This is a genomic window from Flagellimonas oceanensis, assembly GCF_003992595.1.
GTDB lineage: Bacteria > Bacteroidota > Bacteroidia > Flavobacteriales > Flavobacteriaceae > Flagellimonas > Flagellimonas oceanensis.
Map to the genome: position 1 here is coordinate 86435 of NZ_RZNA01000022.1, position 24901 is coordinate 111335.

The following is a 24901-nucleotide window of genomic DNA, read 5'->3' on the forward strand; positions in this document are numbered from 1 at the left end:
AACCGTGTATGAAAGCTAAATTACATCTTGTTTTTTCAATAACCATATTTTTTAGCTGCTTTTGCATTTACGGGCAGCAAGGTTATTGGAAAACAGCGCCCAAACAGTCCAACCTACGAAGTGCTTCCCTGAGTGATATATCGGGGGCTACAAAGGTTTTGTCCTTGGACAAAGCAAGTTTTTCCAAGGAAATGAATTCTTTTTCCACTTCCAAAGGGAATCAACGTATGGTTTATCTGCCCAACAGCGATGGAGACGTTGTTCCTTTCCATTTAAAGGAGACTCCCGTATTCCACCCTGATCTTGCCAAAAAATACCCGAATATTAAATCGTATACAGGTATAAGTTCTGATGGAAAATACAGAGTAAAACTCAGTAGTTCGCACAAAGGTCTTCAAACCATGATCGTGGATTTGCAGAACAACAAAACCGCTTTTATGGAACCTGTTTCCAATAAACCGAACACGTACGTTTTGTATGAGGACCCGGGGCTTTCATCAAAAATGAATTTTATTTGTGAAACCAGTAAGGACTTGTTCGGTGCTGGCGATAAATCTTCGGGCACTACGGCAAAGACCATTGTTCCATTGGTGGATGACCAGTTGTTGCGCACGTATAGAATCGCAGTTTCCGCATCGGGAGAATATACCCAGGAAATGGGTGGCACCGTGGAAGATGCACTTGCGGGAATCAATGCGACGATAACCCGTGTCAACGAAGTTTTTGAAACGGATTTGGGAGTAAGATTGGAATTGATAGCCAACAATGACGAAATTATTTATACCAATGCCACCACAGATCCTTATGATGATAGTTTGAATTCGGAGGTGCAAAGCACGATTACTTCAATGATTGGCGAGGAGAATTACGACGTGGGGCATCTTTTTCATCAGGTTGGCGAAGGTTTGGATAACGGTAATGCAGGGTTTATTGCCGCAGTTTGTGTGGACAATAAAAAGGGAAGTGCTTTTTCTGCGGCCAACGTTCCACAGGGTGATGTTTTTGACATTGATTATGTAGCACACGAGCTAGGGCATCAATTTGGGGCCAATCATACGTGGTCGTTCGAATCCGAGGGAACGGGCGTCCAGGCAGAACCTGGAAGCGGCAGTACCATAATGGGCTACGCAGGAATCGTTCCAGGTAACAACGTGGCATCCCAAGGTGATGATTACTTTCATTATAATAGCATATTTCAGATTTCGACCTATTTGGCGACCACTTCATGTGCCCAAACCGAAGTTTTGGCCAATTCACCGCCTGTATTGACCCCGGTCGAAGATTTTATTATCCCAAGAGGGACCGCTTTTGTATTGGAAGGTAATGCAACCGATCCAGACGTTGGCGATGTACTTACCTATGCATGGGAACAAATAAATGATGGTCTGGTAACCAGCGCTTCTTTCGGCCCCATAAATCCAAATGGTGCCAACTTTAGATCGCTGCCACCTTCAACAGAACCAAGACGATATTTTCCAAGACTATCCCGTGTGGCTCAAGGAGATCTTACCCAAACAAATCCCTTAACAGGAGGTGCATGGGAGAGCGTTTCGGATATAGAGCGAACCCTTAGCTTTGCCTGCACTGTTCGAGACAATGCAGAAGGAGGTGGGCAGGTGGTTTCCGATGTGTTGGATGTAATGGTCATCAAAGCTGCAGGTCCTTTTGTGGTGACTTCGCAAGCAGCGAATGAGGTTTATCAGGCAGGTTCTGTACAAGAAATCAACTGGGATGTGGCAAACACAGATATCGTCCCCATAGAAGCCCAAAATGTAGATGTCCTTCTTTCTTTGGATGGTGGGCTTACTTTTCCCATTACCCTATTGGAAGACACCCCGAATGATGGTTCCGAAGAAATGCTTTTACCGGGAAATGTGACAGGCACGGCTAGAATAATGGTCAAGGCCAGTGATAATATCTTCTTTGCGGTCAATAGTACTGACTTTACCATTGAGGAATCTGAGGTGGTGCTGAATTTTGAAAGTTTGGATTATGAAGTATGCCAGCCAGATGATTTGGTAATCCCTTTTGTATATGAAAGCTATGGAGGATTCAATGAGAATTCCACATTTTCTGCTGATGTCCCCGTAGGATTATCGGCAAATTTTTCGCCAGTCGATGCAAATTCCGATCAAACCGCGGTTGAATTGACCTTGTCCAATACCAATAGTGTTGCTCCGGGTGTTTATGATGTTGTTGTAAACGCTACTTCGGCATCTGTGACCAAAAGCGTCACCCTTACGTTGACCATTCAAGATGGGACCTTCTCAGATGTAGCTTTGTTATCTCCAGCCGATGGGGAAATCGGGGTTTCTTTAGGTGCTGAACTGAGCTGGGAAGCTAATCCGTTGTATTCAAATTATGATGTAGAGGTAGCTACCGATGCTGGGTTCACTGATATTGTGGAATCTGCTTCCACTCCATTTACAAATTACAAAACTACCGGGTTAGATCCGGAAACCGAATATTTTTGGCGAGTACGTCCATCCAATGGCTGTGGAACCGGTACTTTTGGAACCGAACAGAGTTTTGTGACATCCTCCGTGGATTGCAAAAGTAAAGAGGCCAATGATTTGCCATTATTGATTTCCTCTTCAGGGACGCCCACGGTAACCTCATCCATTCTGTTTGTGGAAGACCTACCGATATCCGATGTGAATATAAACTTAGAGTTGGAGCACACCTACTTGGAGGATCTTATCATTACATTGATATCCCCATCAGGAACGCGGGTGGCCTTGATTTCAAATACATGTGGTAATACCGATAATATCAATGCAACTTTTGATGATGACGGGACCGCAATTGTGTGCGGGGACGATCCTGCGATTTCTGGAACGGTTGCCCCATTGGGGTCGCTGGCTTCGCTAAAGGGAGAGTCTATTTTAGGGGAGTGGGTTTTGGAAATACAGGACACGGCAGCAAATGATGGAGGGAATTTGATTGATTTTTCTCTGGATATTTGTATTGAGGGAAGTTATCGTCCCGATGATGATGAGGACGGTGTTTTTGATGATGGGGACGATTTATGCTTGGGTACGCCCAAAGGAGTGGAGGTGAATACGAACGGTTGTGCCATATATCGATTTGCGTCGGACAATTTTGAGGTTGAAATAGAAAGCGAAACATGCAGAAGCAGTAACAATGGGTCGATAACAATCACTCCTTTTGATACATCCATTACCTATACTGCGGTTTTGAATGGTGGAAGCGACCCTGAGTCATTTGATTTTACGGATTCCCAAACCTTTTCCAATTTGACCGCAGGGGAATATTCCCTTTGCATTACGGGAACCAATGGATTGATAACCTATCAGGAGGTCTGTTTTGAAGCTGTAATCACACAGCCCGATATATTGGACATTGAGGCCGTAACAGATTCCGGTACCTTAAGTGTGGATATGAGCGGTGCTTCATTTTACAATGTGGAGCTCAATGGATTGGTCACGCAAACAGAAGCATCAAAAATCGAGCTTGATTTGAAGGAAGGTGTGAATACCTTGAGAGTGTATTCCAACCTGCCTTGTCAAGGTGTGGTTGAAAAGACCTTGTTTTATTCTTCAAGGCCTATTATCTCCCCAAACCCTGTGGATACGGTAACCGAAGTTTATCTAGGTGGTTTTGAGGGAACTGTTGGTATTCAAATATTCACTGTTAATGGTAGGTTGGTCAGAACGGAGAACCGAAGGGTTTCAGGAGAAGACCTGCAATTGGATTTGTCCAATCTTCCCAAGGGGATTTATTATCTAGGAGTTGAGAAAGCAGGTGTAAAAGAAATGTTTAAACTTATTAAAAGATGATTCGGAATATAATCTGGCTATCCATATTGGTTTTATTGGTCTCATGTGGAGGGGATGATGGTCCGCCACCTGCCCCTGAAGGAGCGGAATTGATTTTTCCCGAAGAAAATTCAGAGTGCACTACTGGAGTGGAAATCAATCAGAACTCTACACAGATCACTTTTCAATGGAGGGCATCCAATCATACCGAAAGTTATAGATTGAGTGTTTTGAATTTAGAGACCAATGTTACTCAAACCATAAATACAGCGTCAACTTCCGCAAGTGTCACGGTTTCCAAAGGAACCCCGTATGCATGGTCGGTAACGTCCCTTAATACCACATCCGATCAAGTGGCTTCAAGCCAAACATGGTTGTTCTATAATGCGGGATCCCAAACCACTTATGCTCCATTTCCCGCGCAATTGGTAAGTCCTTTGTCCGGTTCAACAGTGCAAAGGGATATTGCCAACGAAGTGCTCTTGGAATGGTCAGGAGGAGATGTGGATAACGATATCGACACTTTTGAGGTCTTTTTATCGGACACGAATCCACCAACGACATCAATTGGAGAAACATCCAATATGGAGATGCCGGTAAGTGTTGAATCGGGAACCGTTTATTATTGGAGGGTGGTCACTACGGATTTGGAGGGGAACACCTCAATATCCGGGGTATTCGACTTTAAAGTGCTTTAGTGATTATGTGCCGTTGAATTGGTTCATGGTGTTCTTTGCACCGGCAAACACAAAGGAACGGATTAAGTCCGTGGATTTTTCCAGACGCTCGGGCATGGCCTTTTGTTGATCATCGTCCCATTTGCCCAAGACATAGTCCACTTGTTTGCCTTTGCTGAAATCGGCACCGACACCAAACCTAAAACGGTTGTATTTTGTGGTCTGTAGAACATTTTGGATATCCTTGAGCCCATTGTGTCCGCCATCACTTCCCTTGCCCTTCAATCTGATGGACCCAAAGGGTAGGTTGATGTCGTCGGTTATGACCAAAACATTGTCCAGAGGTATGTTTTCCTTTTCCATCCAATACTTTACCGCTTTTCCGCTCAAATTCATGTAAGTGGATGGCTTAAGGCAGACCACGCTCTTTCCTTTGTGCTTAAATGTGGCCACGGCACCCAATTTGGCACTTTCAAAGGTAAAGGCCTCTTGTTCCGCCAAAAAATCAAGGACTTTGAACCCGATGTTATGACGGGTTTCGTCATATTCGGTTCCAATGTTTCCTAGACCAACGATCAAAAATTTCTTCATGGGGTCGGTTTCTTGCAATAGTTGTTTTGATGAGCCAAAAAGTTGCTTTATAAAATGGAGCATCGGCTGTGTAATGATTTGTCTAAAAATACAAAAGCATCCCAAATACCTAAGTAAAAAGGGATGCTCTTGTTACATTTTAGAAAGTGTTATTCCGCAGCTTCCGCCTCTGGAGCTTCGCCACCTTCGGTAGCTTCTCCTTCTGCACCTTCTTCGTCTTCATCTTCAAGCTCTTCGTCAACAGAAGTCCTGGAAGCTTTAACCTGAACGATAGCGGTGCTATCAGGGTGCAAGAATGTGTAATCGTCGTTTAGAACGGTTTCCACAGCAATGGTCTGACCGATTCTCAACTTGGAAATATCGATGGTGATAAAATCCGGAAGCAAATCGGGCAATGCACGAATGGAAAGCTTTCTTTTTCTGAAAAGCAGACGTCCACCGTTTTTAACACCTGGAGAGTTTCCTTCCAAACGTACTGGAATTCTCATGGTGATTGGCTTGTCTTCGAACAATTGATAGAAATCTATGTGAAGAATGTTGTCCGTGACAGGGTGGAATTGGATATCCTGCATTACGGCGGCAAACTTTTCATCTTCCAATTCAATTACCACGGTGTGCGCATTTGGGGTGTACACCAAGTCTTTGAACGCGATTTCATCAGCTGAAAAATGCACTGGTTTATCCCCTCCGTAAAGCACGCAAGGGACCTTTCCAGCATTACGTAAGGCTTTGGTAGAAACCTTGCCCACGCTTTCTCTTTGGGATCCTTTGATTGTAATTGACTTCATTGTTATATATTAAATTGATTTACATTAAAAATTTTGAAGATATTGATGTGTTGTGGTGGACCCTGTGCATTACATCTGCAAAAAGGTCGGCACACGACAATACCTGTATCTTGTTTTTGTCTTTATCTATCGGGATGGAATCGGTCACGATCAATTCCGATAATTTTGATTCTTCAATCCTTTCGTATGCTTTTCCGGACAGCAATCCATGTGTTGTGACGGCACGTACACTTGCTGCTCCTCTTTCCATCATCAAATCCGCAGCTTTGGTAAGGGTTCCAGCGGTATCGACCATGTCGTCCACCAAAACCACATTCTTGCCTTCTACATCACCAATGAGTTCCATGTGGGAAATTACATTGGCCTTGGCCCTTTGTTTGTAACAGATGACCACATCGCACTCCAGTGCTTTGGAGTAGGCATATGCTCTTTTGGAACCACCCATATCGGGGGATGCTATACAAAGATTGTCCAAATTCAAGCCTTTTAGATAGGGTAAGAAAAGGGTGGAGGCGAACAGGTGGTCCACGGGTTTCTCGAAGAAGCCTTGGATTTGATCTGCGTGCAGGTCCATGGTTATGATCCTTGTGGCCCCTGCGGTTTCCAACATTTTGGCCACCAATTTAGCGGCTATGGGAACACGGGGCTTGTCCTTTCTATCCTGTCTGGCCCAACCAAAGTAGGGCATAACAGCGGTAATGTGTCTTGCAGAGGCTCTCTTGGCGGCATCCAACATCAACAACATTTCCATCAAGTTTTCCGAACTTGGATTGGTGGAACCGATGATGAAAATGCGTGCTCCCCGGATGGATTCCTCGAAAGAAGGTTGAAACTCGCCGTCGCTATAGCGTGAGAATTGGACTTTTCCCAATTCCGCGCCATAGGAAGCAGCGATTTTCTTGCCCAGCTCAACACTTTGGGTACAAGCAAAGATTTTAGGTTCCGGAACTTGATAGGCCATTACAATCTCTTGTTAACTAGCGTTTTAAAGTACTTATAATTAAGGAGGTGCAAATTTAAGAATTAAATCGGGTTGCTAAAGGATAAATCGAAGTATTTTTTGGTGTTATATAAAATTATTTTTTTAGCTTTGCACTCGCATTTGAAAATGTGGTACCGATGCCTTGGTGGCGGAACTGGTAGACGCGCTGGATTCAAAATCCAGTTCCTTCGGGAGTGAGGGTTCGATTCCCTCCCAAGGTACGAGAAAGACCTCGACAGGATTGTCGGGGTTTTTTTATGCCCCTCTCCTCTGTATCTAGAAAAACAATCTAAGGGCAAGATTCGGGGTAAAGCCCAAGGATTTTCTTTGAATGACCTGCTCCAAGAGCAGTCCGTCGTTTTGTTGGGTGGTCCTGTGGATAATGGCAAGTGGCACGATACGGTCATAGATGTTCAGGGCGGAAAGGCGCAATTGGACTTTGGTGGATTTGCGCTGGATTGCAAAATCATAGGTCAAAGAGGCATCCAGTCTATGGAAATTGGGCAAACGGCCGCTGTTCAAAGGTTCAAATGTAACCGTGTGGGTTTCCTCGCTATAATTTTTTATCGGGGTAAATGGTGTTCCGCTGCGATATTGCCATCCCAAGGAAAGCTTGAGGTTTTTGATGGTCAGACTATTGGATACCCTAAAACTATGGGGTATGTCATTGTTCCCGGAAAAGCTTTCCTCTTGGATCCCATCAAAGGTGAAATCCACATTGTTCAAGGCGTAGCCAATCCAAAACCGGTAATTTCGGATGCGTTTTTTCAAAAGGATGTCCAAGCCCATGATATGGCTTCTGCCTTTTGCAAGGACGGGTTGGGGCAGATGGAAACCTTGGCTATGGGAGGTAAGCCCAGACAGGTTTTTATAGTATGCTTCAGCATCAAAGGTCCAGCCATTTCCGTCCAAAAGGATACCTGTCGAAAACTGGTTGCTCTGCAGTATGGGGTAATCGGCATTGTCGGAGAGTCTCCAAAGATTGTTCTCCAACCTGAGCTCGGTCTGGTTGAACTCGATCAATTGCGAAATGGGCTGGTTTCTTCTTTCCAGTCCCATTCGTGCCCGGAGGGATCTGCTGAGAGGTATCTCTATATTCAATCTAGGCTCAAGGTACAGTTTGGCCAAACTCCCATAATGGACCGCCCGGAGCCCCATTTTGACCAGGGCACCATTATCTTTTCGCATGCTGTATTCCCCAAAGAGCGCATTCTTCAAGTTACTGTCCTGTACGGGAAGGTCGATGTTTTCAGAGGGATTGGAATTGGATACATGGCCCAGGTCGATTTCCAAATTGGTGTTGGAGAGTTGATATCCAAAACTCAACAGGTCGTTGTTCCTTAAAGTTCTATCCGATTTGAGCTCCAGTCCAAAATCACTGATTCTGTTGCCCCTGGTATTGGTTTCCTCCAATTCCCTGCCATATAGCTCCAAATTTCGGTAGTACGAATCGTAGGATGAAAAGTAAGTGGTGATCTGATCGGTCTGTCTAGGGGAGGTTTGGTGTTTCCAGTTGATACTCACACCTCCATTTCCCGTGGTCAGGGAATCCCTTTTTGTCTCACCATCGTTATGGAAGGAAAACAGGGTGCGGTTTCTGGTCATCAATGCGCTTACAGAAAGTTTGTTCTTCCCCGAGGGCCGGTAGACATATTTTGCATTGATGTCGTAAAACCGAAACTCACTGTTACTGGTGTCATAGGTGTAGCTGTCATCGGATCTCACGTTCAACGGGTTCCCGTTGCTATCGGAAATCGGGCCCGAATTGCTGAAGATTTTCTTTGAATAGGCCTCATAGGTCTGGGTCTTGAAAATGTCCAGATAGGCATTCCTGGCATAAAGCGACAAAGATGATTTTTTGGACACAGGGACCTTGATGTACCCATCCACGCTCAGTCCATCGATTCCAATCCCCCCGGATGGTCTTTGGGCGACCTTGTCATCGGTGTTGATATTGATGATTCCAGAAACCCGGTCGCCATAAACAGCACTGGTGGCTGTTTTGAAAATGGTCGCTTCTTTCGTGGCATAGGGGTTGAACCTGGACAACATACCATACAGGTACCCCGTGTTGAATACCCGGATATGGTCGAACAGCACCAAATTCTGGTCCGATGTCCCCCCATGTATCTGTATGCCAGAGGCCGATTCGTCCAATGAGGCCACACCTGGAATCATTTGTATGCTCTGCAGGATATCCGGCGAGGTCAGCCCCGGTATTGGTCCCAATGGTTTTTGGGAAAGGGTAAGGGATCCATCGCGATTTCTGTCGATCCCCGTGGTAATGTATGATGTTACCACGACCTCCTTGAGCTCGCGGTAAACGGCCTTAAGGTATACGGAGGCGCTTGTGCCTTTTGCCGATATCAGGGCTGGATGGTATCCGGTGGCTTCCAAGCGATATTCCGGTCTGCCGATATCCTTGAGCTGGATCCGGCCCCTTTTATCGCTTTCCATGGTCAAACTGGAGTCCACCACCACTTGTTCTTCGGATATGGGCAGTCGTGTGTCGTGGTCCAAAAGGTAGATGGAGATTCCATTCTCCTGGGAAACGGGCACAATGATGACCTGGGGTCGTCCCTTTATCTTTTCAAAACGCAATCCCGATTGTGCTTCAAGAATACCGAGAACCTCGTCCAAGGTCAAACCCTCCACCAATGCGGTGATGTTCTTGTCCCCAACGAGGTCCTCGGCGTAGGAGAAACTGGTTCCCGTTTCACTTTCTAGTTGCTGAATGACCTTTTTCAAAGGGGTATCCCCAAACTCGTAGAATAGGTTTTCTTGGGCATGTGACAAAGGCATGCCCAATAGGAACAGCAATACGGTTATAAAACACCTCATTTCTTATTCGGACAAGGTAATGATTCTTTTGTCCTTAGAAATATGATATTTGATGCCCATGGGTTCCAAAGTGGTCTTCAGGGCGTTTTCAAGGTTATCGTGGGTGAATTTCCCCGTGAATTTCCGATTGACATCAATAGCACCTGAATTGAATCCAATGGGATATTGCAGGGCAAGTTCGTCCAGTACCTCGGAGAGCGGTCGCCCTGAAAAGGAAGAGAATCCATTTTTCCAATCAGGGGAACTGTGGGGAATTTCCCTTTGAAGGATTTCCCCATCGATCAATTGGATTTCCGTTCCTTGGGTAAGCTCTGTATCCGTTCGGTTTTCGCTCAATGGCACATACACTATGGTTCCTTCATAGCATTCAACCTTGAAATCCCCACGGTTCCTGATGTTGAATCGGGTTCCCAAAACGGTAATGGTCCCCCTGGGTGTCCTTACCGTGAAATCCTTACCTGATCTAATATCAAAAAAAGCCTCGCCGTCAAAATCCACGGCCCGGTCTTCTTGCCAATTGAATCTCCTGTGGGACAATGTCGAATTGGCATTTAACTCAATAATGGACCCATCTGCGAGAAGAACAGTCTCTTTTTCGCCAATGCCGGTGGAATAGGTTTTGGTGCCATAAAAATAGATGTAGCCCCCAAAAAGTATCGCAATGCAGGCTGCTGCTGCAGTAAATGCCCATAAACGTTTTACTTTGGGTTTATTCTGTGCCTTTTGATTTTTTGAAGTAACGAGGGAGAGTGCCTTTTCCACATCGATCTTAGGGCCGGAAAGAGATCTGGCGGCTTTGTCGATGGCCATGATCTCCCTATGGACATCGGATGCCCTGAACCCAGCCAGCTCCTCATCGCTCAATTCCCCCGCCAGCCATCGGGCCAAAAATTCCTCATTGGCGTATTTTTCTTTCATAGGCATTCGCTCTCCTATTTAATTGACAGTTAAACAATCGTTTACCCTATTAAAATTTCAATTCTTTTCCAAGATTGTCCCTTAGAATCAACAAAGCCTTGCCCATCCTTCGTTCAATGGCCTTGACACCAAGTCCCAAGATCTCCGCGATTTCCGCATAGGTCTTCTTCTCTACCCTGCTCATGAGGTAGACTTCCCTTTCCCTTTGTGGCAATGAAGCCATGGCCTGTTTCAGTTTTTCATGAAATTGATCCATCTGCAACAAATATTCGGGACTTTCATTGTCAACCGAAGGAGCCGTGCTTTTCAGGTGTTTCAAAACAACTTTTTCATGCGCCCTTTCATTCAGGAAGGCGTTATTGGCCGCTCTGAACAAGTAGGCCTTTACCTTGGAAAAAGTGACGGTGGAACACAATTTCCAAAGTTTCAAAAACACATCCTGAACGATATCCTCGGCTTGTTGAAGGTCTCCACATTTAAAATACACGAATCGCGTCACGCCCTCATAGTGGGTGCGGAATATTCGATCATAGTTTTTTTGTTCACAAATGGATGGCTCTTCCTCTTTCATGGTCTGTTTTGGGCGAAACTACTTTGTGTGAATCACAAAAATAATTAGAAAAAAATAGGGTGCTCCGTCTTTTGGCTGTCTAAGTAATGGAAAAAGAAATTAATATCAAGATTATGGATAACAAAAAATGGTTTGCGTTCTTGGTCATCTGTTGCCTCTTTGCCTTTCAGGAAATTATGGCCCAAGATTGGCTGACAAGTATTGACAAGGCCAAGGAAATGGCCCGAAAAAACGATAGGAACATTGTTCTGGTCTTCCAAGGTTCCGATTGGTGTGCGCCGTGCATCAAGTTGGATCGTGAGATTTGGGGTTCCAGTGAATTCCAAGCCTTGGCAAAGGACCATTTTGTGATGCTCAAGGCCGATTTCCCCAGAAGGAAAAAGAACCAATTGTCCGAAGCACAGGAATCGCACAATAAATCCTTGGCGTCAAAATACAATCCCAATGGTTATTTCCCGTATGTGGTGGTCTTGGATCCATCTGGAAAAGTTTTGGGACAATCCGGTTACGAAAAAACGAGTCCAAAGGCCTATTTCAACAAGTTGAACTCTTTCTAAGAATACCCTTATGTTGAGATCAAGGCTAATTTTATCCGTAGTGTTCCTCTCCATTTCGACCTTAGGGCATCCGGGAAGGTTGGAGCCCACCTTGGGCGGTACGATACAGGAAGTGAAAATATACCAGCGAACCCTGAAATTGATGGGAAGTCGGTTCGATCTGACCGTGGTCGCCGATGATCGGGAAAAGGCCGATGGGTACCTTGATCTGGCCATAGATGAGATCACAAGAATCGAAAGGCTCATTTCGTCCTGGGACCCAAACTCACAAACTTCTGTCATTAATGAAAATGCGGGGGTGCATCCGGTAAAAGTGGACCCGGAACTGTTTCAGCTCATCGAAAGGGCCCTAAAGGTTTCCAAGTTGACACAAGGTGCTTTTGATATCAGTTATGCCTCCATGGACCGAATCTGGAAATTTGACGGTTCCGTAACGGAGATGCCTCCCAAGGCAAAGATAAAAGAGTCTGTCTCCAAGGTAGGGTACCAAAATATTGTGTTGGACCGCGATGAACAAACGGTTTTTTTGAAGAATGAAGGCATGAAAATCGGTTTTGGCGCCATAGGCAAGGGATATGCCGCCGACAAGGCCAAGCAATTGTTGATAAAGCATGGTGTAAAGGCGGGGATCATCAATGCATCTGGGGACTTGAACGCGTGGGGGTGCCGACCCAATGGCAAGGATTGGATGGTGGCCATTGTAAACCCACTGGACAAAAGCAAGGTTTTTTCCTGGTTGCCCGTAAAGGACCAGGCCGTGGTCACATCCGGCAATTATGAAAAATATATCATCCTTGACTCTCAACGCTATGCCCATATCATCGATCCAAGGACAGGTTACCCCAGCAAGGGGATTTTAAGTGCCACCGTATTTACCCGGAATGCCGAGCTCGCAGATGCCCTGGCCACATCGATTTTTGTGATGGGGGTCGATGCGGGTCTTGATTTTATCGACCAATTGAAAGGAGTGGAGTGCATTATCGTGGATGAGGACAATAAAATCATTGCCTCAAAGAACATAGACCTCAAAGAAATTAAAACGCAAAGTAGATAAACCCAAATATGAAAAAGATTTTAATTGCATTGTGCGGTTTGTTCAGTATGTCGTCCTGCATGGTACTGCATGAATATGACAAAGTGAACATCAATGACCCGGATATGGTGCTTGCCGATAAAAAGCTCACAAAATTTGAAACCAATTATCAAGTCTATCGTGAAGGGGCATCTGGAGGGAATGGAGGAAAAACAGGAGGTGGTTGTGGATGTAACTAGGGGAATCATGCAAATAGGTGTTTGGTTGGTGCTATTTTGTCCTTTGGTGGGATTGGCCCAACAGGGGAATACAGGAGGGTATACCAAACGGGTATTGGAATCCACTGAAGTGGACATTCTCTCCAGTTACTATGAACAAACGGGAAACAATGCTTCGGTGAGCGGCGGAGTCGGTACGGAAAAATTGACCGACGTGGCACCGTCCATTGTCATTAGCATTCCCTTGAATGATGATGATGTGTTGACAGCGGATGTCGGGATCTCCACCTACACTTCAGCGTCCTCAAGTAATTTGAACCCATTTGACCTGACCAAAACGGGTTCCGGTGTGTCAGGGGCCTCTGGTACCATGGGGATTGGTGGCGGTGGCGATGACGATGATGGATTTGATGACGATGATATGGGCAATGGTGGCTATTCCGGTGTTATCGGAAGTCCGTGGGTGGCCTCTTCCGGCGCTTCGCGTCAGGATACCTGGGGAAGTGTGAGTGTGGCATACTCCCATAGTTCCGACGATAGAGATCAGATCTGGAGTGCCAATGCATCCTTTGCCACGGAATATGATTACCTGTCTTTTGGTTTCGGGGGTGGAATCACAAAGCTGTTCAACGAGAAAAATACCGAAGTGGGTTTGAAGGGGAGTGTGTTTTTGGATTCCTGGCTGCCGAGATACCCAACGGAATTGGATAGTTACCTTGAGGCCGGAAACAATTTGAACAGCGGTTTTTTCAATGGGGTTGACATTTTGGACGGTAACGGGAGCGTCACTGATAAAAATGGATCGAATACGTGGAGACCTATGGATGGGTTTGGTTTGATTTCGGACAAGAAAAGAAACAGCTTTGCGGTTTCGGTATCCTTTTCGCAAATTCTGGGCAAGAATACGCAAATGTCCATTTTTGCCGATGTGGTCCATCAACAGGGGTGGTTGTCAAACCCCATGCAGCGGGTTTATTTTGCCGATGTCCCCAACTATTTCATCGGCAATCCTGCCAGTATACCCAACTATACTTCATCCCGGAACAAGGATGTGTTCATGTTGGCTGATGATATGGAGCGACTGCCGCATACCAGAATGAAATTTCCAATTGGTCTTCGACTGAACCATTATTTCAATGAGATGCTCACAGTTAGGACCTATTACCGGTATTATTTTGATGATTGGGGACTGCGTGCCCATACAGCAAGTATTGAACTGCCGATAAAAATTTCGCAGAACTTCACGTTCTATCCATCGTACAGGTACTATACCCAGAACCGCATAGATTATTTTGCCCCCTTCGATACGCACTTGTCTTCAGAGCAATTTTACACATCTGACTTTGACTTGTCCGCCTACGATGCCCATCAGGTTGGATTTGGAATTAGTTACACGGATATATTCACACAATTCAGGACATTGGGTTTCGGACTAAAGGGCATTGATCTGAAGTATAACAACTATTCCAGGACCACAGGTCTCAAAGCCAACTATTTCGGTCTGGGGTTCAAGTTTGTAATGGATTAAAGAAACCATGGTTATGGTCAAGAACTTATTTCCATCTCGTTTTTCGGTTCTCAATGCTTTTTCGGTGTTGTTTCTCCTTGTTTCATTCGCAGTGCGATTGATTTTCCTTTTATTGGATTTTCCACAGCTTGAAAATTCCTTTTTCGGATTGATAAAGATTTTCGTTGTGGGCCTGTTCTTTGATTTGGGGACACTGTCCTTTTTCTATGTAGTGGCATCCTTTTATTTCCTGCTTTTGCCAAAGCGGGTCTATGGGTCGGTTTTTGACCGGATAGTATGTTATTTTGGTTTGGCCGTATGTTTATTGGTGGTTTATTTTTCCTTTTTCGCTGAGATCACCTTTTGGGATGAGTTCCAAAGACGGTTCAATTTCATTGCCGTGGACTACCTTATATACACCTACGAGGTGGTCAAGAACATCAACGAATCCTACCCATTGCCCCTTCTTATAGGGGGCATGTTGTTTTTGGTGGTGCTCACGATATGGTACTTTGACCGGAAAGGGGTTTTCAGGATAGCATTTGAATCAACCTCTGATTTTGGACAGAAATCGGTGCCTACCGTTTTGGCAATTGCCGTTGTGCTTTTTTACACCGGTATGGTGGAGAATGAACAGGCGGAACTTTCGAACAACCGATACAACAATGAGCTGTCCAAGGCCGGTATTTATTCGTTTTTTGCAGCATTCAGGAACAATGAGCTCAGCTATACCGAATTTTACAGGACCATACCGGAACAAAGGGCCCTTTATATGGTGGAGGAGAGCCTTAAGAATTCTTCAGACAGTCTTCTGTCCCCTGAAAAGGGCATTCAAAGGCTTGTGAGGGGAGATATGGGGCAAAGGCCAAATGTAGTGTTGATATGTGTGGAGAGTTTGAGCGCTGATTATCTGGGCATCTTCGGGAACAGGGAGGGGCTCACGCCCAATTTGGACTCCATTGCCGGCGCAGAGGCCTATTTCACCAATTTATTCGCCACAGGGACAAGGACGGTGCGGGGCATGGAGGCCATTACCTTGGCGATCCCGCCAACCCCGGGAAGGAGCATTGTGAAAAGGGAGCGCAACCAAAACCTCTATACCATAGGGGAGGTCTTCAAAAGCAAAGGGTATTCTCGGACCTTCTTTTATGGTGGCGATGGTTATTTTGACAATATGGATAGGTTCTTCAGCGGGAATGGTTTCGATATCGTCGATAGGGGACGGGGTTTTTTACCATCTGGGGATATTGTGACGAATCGACGGAACATTGAGGATGGTGAGGTAACCTTCGAGAATGCATGGGGTGTCTGCGATGAGGATATTTTCAACAAGGTTTTGAAAGAGGCCGATATGGCATCGAAACGGGGGAGGCCGTTCTTTGATTTTATCATGACGACTTCGAACCACAAGCCCTATACCTATCCGGAAGGCAAGATCGATATTCCCTCCGGCACGGGAAGGAGCGGGGCGGTCAAGTACACCGACCATGCCATCGGTCAATTCCTCAAGCAGGCCAAAACCAGGCCATGGTACGATGATACCGTGTTCGTGATCATGGCCGACCACTGTGCCAGTAGTGCGGGCAAATGGGAATTGGACGTGGCCAACTACCGTATTCCCGCTTTGATTGTGAACTTGAAAGGCTTCCAGGGAAAACGGATTGTCCAGCAGTGTTCCCAAATAGATGTGGTGCCCACCCTGTTTTCCCTTTTGGGATGGGAGTATAAAAACAACTTTTTTGGACGGGATGTCCTCAGTGTAGCACCTGAAGGGCAAAGGGCCTTTATCGGAAACTATAGAAAACTAGGGCTCTTGAAGTCAAATGATTTGATGGTGCTCGGGGATGGCAAGACCGCCAATCAATACAAATGGGACCAACAGGACAACAGTTTGAAAAAGCGACCCATGGACACGATTTTTTTGAATGAGACCATTTCCTTCTATCAATTGGCCGATTATCTCTATAACCATGATGGCTTGAACGTTGATGCGGCACCATGATCGATATACATTTCATCATAAACCCAATCTCCGGTAGGGGGTCTCATGTTTTGGATCTGGAAACTTTGTCCGACCACTTCGATCCGTTGCATTACAGGATGACCGTGAAGATCTCGGACTATGCCGGACATGCGTCCAAATTGGCAGAGGAATCCCTTGGTCAAGGAGCGGGGATAGTGGTGGCTTGCGGTGGGGATGGGACCATCAATGAAGTGTCATCCTGTTTGGTCCGAACCAATGTGCCATTGGGCATTTTACCAATGGGATCAGGGAACGGTTTGGCCGAAAGTCTCGGGATTCCGCGAAGGCTTCATCGGGCGATCGAGATCATCAAAGGGGGCAGAACCAAGGCCATTGACGTTGCCATGGTAAATGGAAGGCCTTTTTTCAGTAACATGGGCATCGGGTTCGATGCCAGGGTAATATCCAACTACAACCAATCCAATGGCCGCAGATTTTGGGCCTATCTAAGGGCGGTTTTCAAATCCTTGAGGGAATTCAGCGCAGTTGAGAGGATCAAGGTGGAACTCAATGGGAAAACATTCCATGCAAACCCGTTCATGTTCTTTGTTTCCAACTCCAGGGTCATGGGCTATGATATTTCCCTGACTCGAATGGCCTCCATGGAAGATGGCCTGTTGGATGTGGTGATCATAGAAAACCTGAACAGGGGGGAGGTGCTTTTATTGGGCCTATTGATGGTCCTCAAGTTGAACCGGTACCTCAAAAAGGTAAGTTATTATAAGGTAAAGGAGTTGAAATTGGGATTCGATGGGAAACCTGCCGACCGTTTGATGCAAGCCGATGGAGAGCTTCACCGCATGGAAGTTGACGAATTGTCGGTCTCCATTGAGGAAAGGGCATTGGCCGTTCTAGTGCCGTGAATCCAACTCCCCGTTCTTGCTTTTTATGCCGCTTTGGATTCCTTCTCCAATGCCATGAAGTGGGTCAGTTCCTTCTTTGTGTTGTAAAGGGGGACTATTTTGATCTGGCATGTATAGGTTTCCCCATTTTTGCGGTAATTCAGGATGGAGAAGGTGGAGGTGCGCTCCATCTCCAATGACTCCCGGATTTCCTGTTTCGTTTTTTTCGAGGTCAGGGCCCCTTGGAGAAAACCGGGTCTTTTCCCGATGGCGAAGCTCTTGGGGTACCCTGTCATTTCCTGAAACCCGTCATTTACCCAGACAATGTGTTGGTCGGGCCGGGTAAGTACCAATGCGTCATATGCCCCATGGAGTATCAAGTCCCGGATATGGGTCGTGATATCTGATTTTAGTATCGATCTCAGTTGCCTTACATCAGCTTCTTTCTTTAATTGTTTCATCAATTTGTGGTAATTCTCCAGATATATGTCAAAACTGGTCAATGGTGAGACATAGGGTTTTGCCTCTTCATTCACGATTATCCTTTTGGTGGATGGCTTTACATTGCTCATAAGACTGAAACAGGTTTTTTGTTTTCATCCAAGGCCACAAAGGTAAACTCCCCGCATATGGCTTTTCCCCGATGATCGCAATACATTTGCTCCACAAAAATATCAACCTGGACCTTAAGGCTTTTGTTGCCCACTTTCACTACTGTGCCCACAAGCTCTATAATGGTCCCGGCTTGGATGGGGTGGTCAAAATCGATGCGGTCGGTACTGACGGTGACCATTGGTTTTCTGCTGAAACGCGTGGCGGTGATAAAGGCCACCTCGTCCATAAGGCTGAGGGCGGTTCCTCCGAAAAGGGTGTCGTAGTGGTTGACCGTATTGGGGAAGACCGCTTTGAATATGTTGGTTTTGGATCGCTCTATCCTTTCATTTATTTCCATGGTTCTCTTTATAGTAGATCCCTAAGATCTTTTTAAGGGATCGTTGGTGTTTGGCATTTTTGTGTTCGGTTCTCAATACCTTGAGACAATTGGCGCAAAGGCAGTCATCATATTTTTGCTCGATGTGCCCCCGTTCTTCTTTACTCAATGTTACGGTGCTACATTGGCAAATGGCAATGGTCCCTACCTTGCATTCAAATTGGGTGTCACATCGTTGACAATATTTGCTTTCGTGATGCGCCATTGGTTCAGAGGGGCCGATACCGGTACCGGCCCCGTTCATATTATTTTTCAAGGCTGGCCTACAGCTTTCCTCATTTGTTGGGCGGCAGAGACCATTACCTTTAAGGCGTTCTTGGTTTCCTCCCATCCCCTTGTCTTCAAGCCGCAATCCGGGTTGACCCACAATTTGGACGGGGGCAGCACCTTCCCGGCCTTTTGTAATAGCTTCAGGATCTCTTCCTCTGATGGGACCCTTGGCGAATGGATATCGTACACCCCGGGTCCGATATCATTGGGATAATCAAACTCGTGAAAGGCGTCCAATAGCTCCATTTGGGATCGTGAGCACTCAATGGTGATCACATCGGCATCCATTTCCGCAATGCCCTTGATGATGTCATTGAACTCGGAATAGCACATATGGGTATGTATCTGAGTGGAGTCCTTGGCCCCACTTGTGGACAGCCTAAAGGCACCGATGGCCCAGTCCAGGTAATGGCCCCAATCTTCTTTGCGCAGGGGCAGGCCCTCGCGTATGGCGGGCTCATCCACTTGAATGATACCGATGCCCTCTTTTTCCAGATCTAGGACTTCATCCAAAATGGCCAATGCAATTTGTTCGCAAGTGGAGGAACGGGGCTGGTCATCCCGAACAAAGGACCATTGCAAAATGGTCACGGGTCCCGTGAGCATTCCTTTTACGGGTTTTTCGGTCAATGATTGTGCAAATGAGCTCCAGAAAACCGTGATGGGCCTTGGTCTTGATACATCCCCGTAGATGATGGGGGGCTTTACACAGCGAGATCCATAGCTCTGCACCCATCCATTTTGGGTAAAGGTGAAGCCTTCCAACTGTTCCCCGAAATACTCCACCATATCGTTTCTTTCAAATTCCCCATGTACGGGCACGTCCAGACCGATCTCATTTTGGAGCGATATTGCCTTTTTGGTCTCATTTTTCAGGTATTCCACATATTGCCCTTCATTGAGGTCCCCTTTTTTGAACAACGACCTGTTTCGTCTCACTTCTTTGGTCTGAGGGAACGACCCTATGGTTGTGGTCGGAAAAAGAGGGAGTCTTAACTCTGATTCCTGCAAGACCTTCCTTTTTTCAAAAGGGGATTTCCTGTGGTAATCCGTTTTGTCCAACTGTCCCACCCTTTGTTTTACCATGGATCTGTGGATCAGCCCTGAACTTCGTCTCCGTTGCATGGAGGCCACATTGTCCAAAAACAGTTGATGTGATTCAAAATCAGGGGATAGGGCCAGTTTTTTCAGGCTGCGGAGCTCTTCCAGTTTCTCTTTGGCAAAGGCCATCCAGTCCTTGATTTCCTTTGATAGCACTTTTTCGTTCTTTTCAAGTCCCAAATCATAAGGGACGTGCAAGAGCGAACAGGATGGGGAGATGATGGTACGTTCCTGGCCCAATTGCCGTTTTGCCTGTTGGATGAGACGCAAAGAGGATGCAAAATCGTTTTTCCAGATATTCCTGCCATCGATCACGCCCAATGATAGGGATAGCCTTTCATTCAACTTGCTGGATGACAAAACCCTGTCCAACTGATCCGGTCCCTTTTTCAGGTCCAGGTGCAAAGCGCATATGGGCAGTTCGATCACGGTGTCAAGATTGTTCCCGTAATCACCGAAATAACCGGCCAATAATGTTTTCAGGTTTGGGAAGGTCTCGGCAATTCCCCGGTAAACTTGGCTGATGGCCCGTTTCCCCTTATCGGAAAGGTCCGTTGCGAGCACGGGTTCGTCAAATTGCACCCATGTGGCCCCTGCATCCGACAGCCTTTCCAAAATGGAATGATAGACGGGAAGCAGTTTGGGCAAGAGATCGAGTCGATGGAAGCCCTCTTCTTTTTCCTTTCCCAAAAGTAGGTAGGTAACAGGGCCCAATAGCACCGGTTTTGTATGTATGCCAAGGGATTTTGCCTCCTTGAACTCCTCCACTGCCTTAAGTGACAATAACCCAAATTCCTGGTCTTTGGTAAATTCCGGTACAATGTAATGATAGTTGGTGTCGAACCATTTGGTCATTTCCATGGCGATCACATCCACCCCTTGTTTTTGCAGGCCCCGGGCCATAGCGAAATATAGGTCCAAAAGACTGTTGTCCGATGTTTGCAGGTTTGTGTAGCGTTCGGGAACGGCCCCGACCATCAGCGTGGTGTCCAGTACTTGGTCGTAAAACGAGAAATCATTGGATGGGATAAGGTCGATGCCTTTCCCTTGTTGAAGTTTCCAGTTCTCCTTTCGGATGCTCTTTCCCATCTCGATAAGGTCCTCCAAAGGGGTCCTGTCGGACCAATACTTTTCGCAAGCTCTTTTCAGCTCGCGGTGGGCCCCGATCCTTGGGTGGCCCAGATTGCTTGTTTTCATTGCTAAAGCTTTTATAAAATTGAACAATTTGATAAAAGCTCCTTAGCTCAACTTCGCAATGCCTTGAAACAAGAGGAACGTGGATGGGGTCTGCCCGGGGTTTCGGGCAAAGTTCAAACGTTCGACCCGCCCTTTTACGCGAAGGCACCGTCAAAATCCCACGGAGTGGGAACGATATGGGCAGGTATCCTGGCTTGTCCGATTTTTGCCGCCTTCTCATCCATTCACTGGTGGACAATGGCACTTCTGGCAAAAACACGCTATTCCGAAATGGAATCGAACTTACAGTTGCGCGTCAGCTCGTGATTTACACACGATTCCCTATTAATCCCGACATCCGTCGGAAACCCTTATCGTTTTGATAAAGAAATTAAGTAAAGAACTTATTCGATGTAAATGTATGGAATATTGGATTGATTTCACATAAAATTTGGGTGCTGGGTCCCCCAGTGGGCCAAAGTCGCTTCATTGCTGTTGGTTGACCCTAAAGGTTATTTTTCTGTTGGAGATAACGGTCCTTACGCGCACATCCAAGGTTATGCTATTGGATGTAGTGGAAGGTGAGCAAACATAGGCGTCGTTATACAATTCCACACGATACTGGTATCCATCCATATCCATATCCGGGTTGTTTATGGTCAAGGTGTCGGTGTCCGTTCCGGAATATGGGCCCATGTCAAAAATGTCCACGAAGGTCGTGCCCCCGTCCGTACTTATCTGCCATTGGTATTGTGTGGTGTGGTTTGTAGTGAGCGATATATTTCCGGAATGACCATCAAAGACAACGGCACTTGCTGGGATTGTTGAGATGGTAGGGGTGTTGCCTGCTTCGGTGTAATCATACACTGAGTTGCCATCCCCGTCCAAAGGAGTGTTGTACCCACCTTGTCCCATGACAATTCCTGTTGAATTTATGGTTACCGGGGAGTTGCCCAAAAAACCATCCCCGTCCGGATCGGCATGGCCAGCTTCCAGAACATCGTTGCATCCGTCGGAATCGCTGTCCGTGGAAGCGTAGTCCAAAATATTATCGCTGTTGGAGTCGGCTATGCTGTAGTTGATGGTTCCATTGTTGTATTGCGACGGGGCCTGTACCGCATCCGGGATGCCATCGGTGCCCACCGGTCCGGGAATGCGCCCGTTGATGGTGGCAACACCATGGCCGGCTTCGACCGCATCCAAGATACCGTCATTGTCGCTGTCCAGATCCAGGCCATTGGCGAGTCCATCCCCATCGCTGTCCGTAGGGGAACAGCCGGTTATGAAACTGTCGTCGTTCACAGCAAAGAAGACCGGGTCCGCATTGGCGGAAATCTCCAAGCGGAAGATTACAGCCTGGGCCCTTTCCGCCGGGCTAAGTCCGAATTCCGAAAGTTCCACTGCGGCCAAACGGATGTTCTTCTTTACATTTTTATTGTTGGGAGTGTCGTTCACGTTGTATTGATCGATCATGGAATTACCGACAATGGGTGTGCTGTTCCAATTGACTTCAACACCATTTCCCAGGTAATTCCCGTTCTCGTCGAGTAAATGCAATCTGTTGTAGTTGGATCCTCCGGATAGTTGGGCGCCCTGGGTCAGTAGGATGTCCATGATCCCGTCCCCATAGGCCGGTGTGTTGGTGCCTCCCAATCGAAAATACCAGGCATTTCCGATGTTGGCTATCGCATAGGTCATGTCCAATCCGCGTTCACCTTGATATAGGTAGGGATTGAAGGGAATACCGCCCGTGGTCAACAAAGGTCCGTCCGCCTGTCCATTGTTGCCATCCACTGACCTACCTTCCAAACGGATTCCAGACTGTATTTTGGTTACCGGTTTCAAGGCGCTCCATGAAGTTTCTTCGACGCCCAGGTCTCCTGTTCCGTTTCCATCGGTATCCATTTGATCGAAATAGCCATTGCTGTCGTTGTCCATCATACGGGGAGAGGTGACCCCTGTTGCGTAAGTGCTGCTCCCGACCGTGAAGCCCAGAAGGGTGGAGACATCGTCGTAGGCTTTCGGGTTCAGACTTCCGACCGATGAGGACCAAAAGCCACGGTAATCGGTATAAATGGAGGTGACATAATTTGTCGTCGTATTCGATGGGGGAGGAGACCCGAAACCAACATTGGTCTCACAGCCATCCTCATAAATATCGGGTATGCCGTCGTTGTCGTCATCTTGATCGATATCGTCGGGGATACCGTCCCCGTCAGTGTCCGGATTGACATAGTTGATGGGAACAGCGTCTTTGTGGGTCAAGGATGAACCCTTGGTAAGATCAAGGTCACTGTTCAGTAAAATGACTCCCAATAAGAAGATGCCAAAAAAAAGTTTTGTGGTGGACAAGATGTTCGTTATGCTTTAGGTTGTTATTGGTGTCGTTTTTCGATTGAATCAGAAATTCCCGGGCAAAGTACCGGATTACATCTTTTTGATGAATTTTTTGTTGTTAAAGGGCCTTCAAGTAGAGTGTAAAGGGGATTGAGGGTGGTTTCCACGAGGATTGAAAGCCCTGATATGAAGTGATCTGCCCAATTGTTAAAAAACTGTGAAAAAAAATTTGGTGAAAATGAGTTTTGTCGGCTTTTATTCGGAGCCCTTGTTCTACGTTTGCTCCCACGGATTTTTTTTGTTTCAAAACACGAATGTTGATAAAAGTGTTAAGAACCTAATGGGGGTGACTTAAAATCCAACAGAAGAAAATATGAATTTTACAGTCAAGCTATTTTTTACAACTCCAAACCCGTTTCTTCATGCAGATTACTCAGATAACTAAGAGGGATTTTAGTACGCAAGAATTTGATTTACACAAGATTACGAATGCAATCTTGAAGGCCATGACAGCTGTGGAGCATGGCCAGATCACCGATGCGCAGACCATTGCCGACAACGTTAACAAGGTGTTGTTGGAGAGAAAAAGTCAAGATGAACATTATTTGCCGACCGTTGAGGAAGTTCAAGATGTTGTGGAGAACGAACTAATGGATAGTGAGTTCCACGATGCGGCAAAAGCCTACATTATTTACAGAAACAAAAGGGCTCAGATGCGTGAGTCGGATATCTTCGAAAAACGTATTAACCTGAAGCCTTATGAGTATCCACAATTGTATGAGTACGTGCCGGCGATTCGCCATTCGTATTGGATCCACACGGAGTTCAACTTTACCAGCGATATCCAGGATTTTAAATCCGGGTTGAACGAGGTTGAGCGCAGTGCCATTAAAAACACCATGTTGGCCATTTCCCAAATTGAGGTGGCGGTAAAAACGTTTTGGGGCGATATCTACCATAGAATGCCCAAGCCAGAGATTGGTTCTGTGGGTGCTACGTTTGCGGAAAGTGAAGTGCGCCACCATGATGCCTATTCGCACCTATTGGAGATTTTGGGCTTGAACCAGGAGTTTGAGAACCTAAAGAAGAAGCCGGTCATCATGAAGCGTGTGCAGTATTTGGAGACTGCGCTTAAAAATGCCAAAAGTGAGAACAACAAGGACTATGCGGAATCCATCTTGCTCTTTTCTCTTTTTATTGAGCATGTGTCCCTATTCTCCCAGTTTTTGATCATCATGGCGTTCAACAAGCACAAAAATGTGTTGAAAGGAATTTCCAATGTAGTGGAGGCTACTTCCAAAGAGGAACAGATTCATGGGGATTTTGGTATCGATGTGATCAATATCATCAAAAAAGAACACCCAGAGTGGTTCGATGATGAATATAAGGCGATGATTCAAGATATCTGTGAGAAAGCATTTGAAGCAGAAAGTAAAATAGTGGATTGGATCTTTGAAGCGGGTGAATTGGATTTCTTGCCAAAGAACTTGGTAAACGAATTCATCAAAAACAGATTCAACAATTCATTGGAGAGCATCGGCATCTCCAAAATATTCGATGTGGACCAAAAACTATTGGAGCAGACCGAATGGTTCGATGACGAGATCATCGGAACAAAACACGGAGACTTTTTTGTAAAAAGATCCATCAACTATAGCAAAAGAACACAAAGTATAACAAGCGACGACCTTTTTTAAAT

20 protein-coding genes, 1 tRNA gene and 1 riboswitch are annotated in these 24901 nt (G+C 46.1%); of the genes, 10 read left to right on the plus strand and 11 right to left on the minus strand.

What is annotated here, in order from left to right:
- Positions 1–8: 8 nt before the first annotated feature.
- Together EO132_RS06790 and EO132_RS06795 are read left to right on the plus strand one after the other, a co-directional pair.
- Positions 9–3800, plus strand: a complete 3792-nt coding sequence (locus EO132_RS06790; protein WP_127137163.1) for a zinc-dependent metalloprotease — start codon at positions 9–11, stop codon at positions 3798–3800.
- The gene (locus tag EO132_RS06795; RefSeq protein WP_127137164.1) at positions 3797–4477 is read left to right on the plus strand and encodes a hypothetical protein; all 681 of its coding nucleotides are present in this window, start codon (positions 3797–3799) and stop codon (positions 4475–4477) included. Before EO132_RS06790 ends, EO132_RS06795 begins: the two co-directional genes overlap by 4 nt.
- A gap of 3 nt (positions 4478–4480) precedes the next feature.
- Here the strand turns inward: EO132_RS06795 and pth are convergent, their stop codons facing one another.
- The 3 genes from pth to EO132_RS06810 all read right to left on the minus strand — a co-directional run bounded on the left by pth (position 4481) and on the right by EO132_RS06810 (position 6796).
- Complete coding sequence (gene pth / locus EO132_RS06800) at positions 4481–5110, minus strand: aminoacyl-tRNA hydrolase (protein WP_127137165.1); 630 nt, start codon at positions 5108–5110, stop codon at positions 4481–4483.
- Between the two features lie 86 nt (positions 5111–5196).
- The gene (locus tag EO132_RS06805) at positions 5197–5835 is read right to left on the minus strand and encodes a 50S ribosomal protein L25/general stress protein Ctc (protein WP_127137166.1); all 639 of its coding nucleotides are present in this window, start codon (positions 5833–5835) and stop codon (positions 5197–5199) included.
- A 19-nt stretch (positions 5836–5854) separates the two neighbouring features.
- Positions 5855–6796 carry a ribose-phosphate pyrophosphokinase gene (locus EO132_RS06810; RefSeq protein WP_127137167.1) on the minus strand — a complete coding sequence of 314 codons (942 nt, stop codon included), beginning with the start codon at positions 6794–6796 and terminating at the stop codon, positions 5855–5857.
- A 160-nt stretch (positions 6797–6956) separates the two neighbouring features.
- Between EO132_RS06810 and EO132_RS06815 the strand changes: the two genes are divergently transcribed.
- Positions 6957–7038: transfer RNA gene (locus tag EO132_RS06815), tRNA-Leu, on the plus strand.
- Between the two features lie 55 nt (positions 7039–7093).
- On the opposite strand, the gene EO132_RS06820 is transcribed toward EO132_RS06815, so the two are convergent.
- The 3 genes from EO132_RS06820 to EO132_RS06830 are packed head-to-tail and all read right to left on the minus strand — an operon-like array spanning position 7094 to position 11147.
- Positions 7094–9658: a TonB-dependent receptor plug domain-containing protein gene (locus tag EO132_RS06820; protein WP_127137168.1), complete on the minus strand. Its 2565-nt coding sequence runs from the start codon at positions 9656–9658 to the stop codon at positions 7094–7096.
- 3 nt (positions 9659–9661) lie between these two features.
- Complete coding sequence (locus EO132_RS06825) at positions 9662–10582, minus strand: FecR family protein (protein WP_127137169.1); 921 nt, start codon at positions 10580–10582, stop codon at positions 9662–9664.
- 43 nt (positions 10583–10625) lie between these two features.
- Positions 10626–11147: an RNA polymerase sigma factor gene (locus EO132_RS06830; RefSeq protein ID WP_127137170.1), complete on the minus strand. Its 522-nt coding sequence runs from the start codon at positions 11145–11147 to the stop codon at positions 10626–10628.
- 113 nt (positions 11148–11260) lie between these two features.
- Between EO132_RS06830 and EO132_RS06835 the strand changes: the two genes are divergently transcribed.
- Genes EO132_RS06835 through EO132_RS06860 form a run of 6 tightly spaced genes read left to right on the plus strand, consistent with a single transcriptional unit; the run spans position 11261 to position 17348 of the window.
- A complete protein-coding gene (locus EO132_RS06835; protein WP_127137171.1) occupies positions 11261–11704 on the plus strand; it encodes a thioredoxin family protein in 444 nt (147 codons plus the stop codon).
- Between the two features lie 10 nt (positions 11705–11714).
- On the plus strand, positions 11715–12758 hold the full coding sequence (locus EO132_RS06840; protein WP_127137172.1) for an FAD:protein FMN transferase: 1044 nt from the start codon (positions 11715–11717) through the stop codon (positions 12756–12758).
- An 8-nt stretch (positions 12759–12766) separates the two neighbouring features.
- Entirely contained in the window at positions 12767–12976 is a 210-nt protein-coding gene (locus EO132_RS06845; protein ID WP_127137173.1) for a DUF4266 domain-containing protein, read from the plus strand.
- A complete protein-coding gene (locus tag EO132_RS06850; RefSeq protein WP_417935839.1) occupies positions 12939–14483 on the plus strand; it encodes a DUF3570 domain-containing protein in 1545 nt (514 codons plus the stop codon). The genes EO132_RS06845 and EO132_RS06850 overlap by 38 nt, the downstream gene beginning before the upstream one ends.
- Positions 14484–14496: 13 nt before the next feature.
- Positions 14497–16464: an LTA synthase family protein gene (locus EO132_RS06855; protein ID WP_127137174.1), complete on the plus strand. Its 1968-nt coding sequence runs from the start codon at positions 14497–14499 to the stop codon at positions 16462–16464.
- On the plus strand, positions 16461–17348 hold the full coding sequence (locus tag EO132_RS06860) for a diacylglycerol/lipid kinase family protein (RefSeq protein WP_127137175.1): 888 nt from the start codon (positions 16461–16463) through the stop codon (positions 17346–17348). Before EO132_RS06855 ends, EO132_RS06860 begins: the two co-directional genes overlap by 4 nt.
- A gap of 23 nt (positions 17349–17371) precedes the next feature.
- Here EO132_RS06860 and EO132_RS06865 read toward each other — a convergent pair whose 3' ends face one another.
- The 5 genes from EO132_RS06865 to EO132_RS06885 form a co-directional block, all read right to left on the minus strand.
- Complete coding sequence (locus EO132_RS06865; protein WP_127137176.1) at positions 17372–17899, minus strand: PAS domain-containing protein; 528 nt, start codon at positions 17897–17899, stop codon at positions 17372–17374.
- Positions 17896–18279: an acyl-CoA thioesterase gene (locus EO132_RS06870; protein ID WP_127137177.1), complete on the minus strand. Its 384-nt coding sequence runs from the start codon at positions 18277–18279 to the stop codon at positions 17896–17898. Before EO132_RS06870 ends, EO132_RS06865 begins: the two co-directional genes overlap by 4 nt.
- Positions 18266–18649: a cysteine-rich CWC family protein gene (locus tag EO132_RS19740; protein ID WP_417935840.1), complete on the minus strand. Its 384-nt coding sequence runs from the start codon at positions 18647–18649 to the stop codon at positions 18266–18268. The genes EO132_RS06870 and EO132_RS19740 overlap by 14 nt, the downstream gene beginning before the upstream one ends.
- The gene (gene metE / locus EO132_RS06880) at positions 18571–20886 is read right to left on the minus strand and encodes a 5-methyltetrahydropteroyltriglutamate--homocysteine S-methyltransferase (protein ID WP_127137178.1); all 2316 of its coding nucleotides are present in this window, start codon (positions 20884–20886) and stop codon (positions 18571–18573) included. Before metE ends, EO132_RS19740 begins: the two co-directional genes overlap by 79 nt.
- A gap of 162 nt (positions 20887–21048) precedes the next feature.
- Positions 21049–21253: riboswitch (cobalamin riboswitch) on the minus strand.
- A gap of 98 nt (positions 21254–21351) precedes the next feature.
- Entirely contained in the window at positions 21352–23217 is a 1866-nt protein-coding gene (locus EO132_RS06885; RefSeq protein WP_127137179.1) for a hypothetical protein, read from the minus strand.
- Between the two features lie 407 nt (positions 23218–23624).
- On the opposite strand from EO132_RS06885, the gene EO132_RS06890 reads away from it, so the two are divergent.
- On the plus strand, positions 23625–24899 hold the full coding sequence (locus tag EO132_RS06890) for a ribonucleotide-diphosphate reductase subunit beta (protein WP_127137180.1): 1275 nt from the start codon (positions 23625–23627) through the stop codon (positions 24897–24899).
- Positions 24900–24901 lie beyond the last annotated feature (2 nt).

What these genes read in the sequence shown, in the direction of transcription:
- metE (WP_127137178.1), bottom strand. Translation starts at nt 20,886, where the DNA reads ATGAAAACAAGCAATCTGGGCCACCCAAGGATCGGGGCCCACCGCGAG.
- EO132_RS06850 (WP_417935839.1), top strand. Translation starts at nt 12,939, where the DNA reads ATGGAGGAAAAACAGGAGGTGGTTGTGGATGTAACTAGGGGAATCATG.
- EO132_RS06890 (WP_127137180.1), top strand. Translation starts at nt 23,625, where the DNA reads ATGCAGATTACTCAGATAACTAAGAGGGATTTTAGTACGCAAGAATTT.
- EO132_RS06810 (WP_127137167.1), bottom strand. Translation starts at nt 6,796, where the DNA reads ATGGCCTATCAAGTTCCGGAACCTAAAATCTTTGCTTGTACCCAAAGT.
- EO132_RS06825 (WP_127137169.1), bottom strand. Translation starts at nt 10,582, where the DNA reads ATGCCTATGAAAGAAAAATACGCCAATGAGGAATTTTTGGCCCGATGG.
- EO132_RS06835 (WP_127137171.1), top strand. Translation starts at nt 11,261, where the DNA reads ATGGATAACAAAAAATGGTTTGCGTTCTTGGTCATCTGTTGCCTCTTT.
- EO132_RS06845 (WP_127137173.1), top strand. Translation starts at nt 12,767, where the DNA reads ATGAAAAAGATTTTAATTGCATTGTGCGGTTTGTTCAGTATGTCGTCC.
- EO132_RS06830 (WP_127137170.1), bottom strand. Translation starts at nt 11,147, where the DNA reads ATGAAAGAGGAAGAGCCATCCATTTGTGAACAAAAAAACTATGATCGA.
- EO132_RS06860 (WP_127137175.1), top strand. Translation starts at nt 16,461, where the DNA reads ATGATCGATATACATTTCATCATAAACCCAATCTCCGGTAGGGGGTCT.
- EO132_RS06805 (WP_127137166.1), bottom strand. Translation starts at nt 5,835, where the DNA reads ATGAAGTCAATTACAATCAAAGGATCCCAAAGAGAAAGCGTGGGCAAG.
- EO132_RS06790 (WP_127137163.1), top strand. Translation starts at nt 9, where the DNA reads ATGAAAGCTAAATTACATCTTGTTTTTTCAATAACCATATTTTTTAGC.
- EO132_RS06865 (WP_127137176.1), bottom strand. Translation starts at nt 17,899, where the DNA reads ATGAGCAATGTAAAGCCATCCACCAAAAGGATAATCGTGAATGAAGAG.
- EO132_RS06795 (WP_127137164.1), top strand. Translation starts at nt 3,797, where the DNA reads ATGATTCGGAATATAATCTGGCTATCCATATTGGTTTTATTGGTCTCA.
- pth (WP_127137165.1), bottom strand. Translation starts at nt 5,110, where the DNA reads ATGCTCCATTTTATAAAGCAACTTTTTGGCTCATCAAAACAACTATTG.
- EO132_RS06820 (WP_127137168.1), bottom strand. Translation starts at nt 9,658, where the DNA reads ATGAGGTGTTTTATAACCGTATTGCTGTTCCTATTGGGCATGCCTTTG.
- EO132_RS06855 (WP_127137174.1), top strand. Translation starts at nt 14,497, where the DNA reads ATGGTCAAGAACTTATTTCCATCTCGTTTTTCGGTTCTCAATGCTTTT.
- EO132_RS06840 (WP_127137172.1), top strand. Translation starts at nt 11,715, where the DNA reads ATGTTGAGATCAAGGCTAATTTTATCCGTAGTGTTCCTCTCCATTTCG.
- EO132_RS19740 (WP_417935840.1), bottom strand. Translation starts at nt 18,649, where the DNA reads ATGGGAGGAAACCAAGAACGCCTTAAAGGTAATGGTCTCTGCCGCCCA.
- EO132_RS06870 (WP_127137177.1), bottom strand. Translation starts at nt 18,279, where the DNA reads ATGGAAATAAATGAAAGGATAGAGCGATCCAAAACCAACATATTCAAA.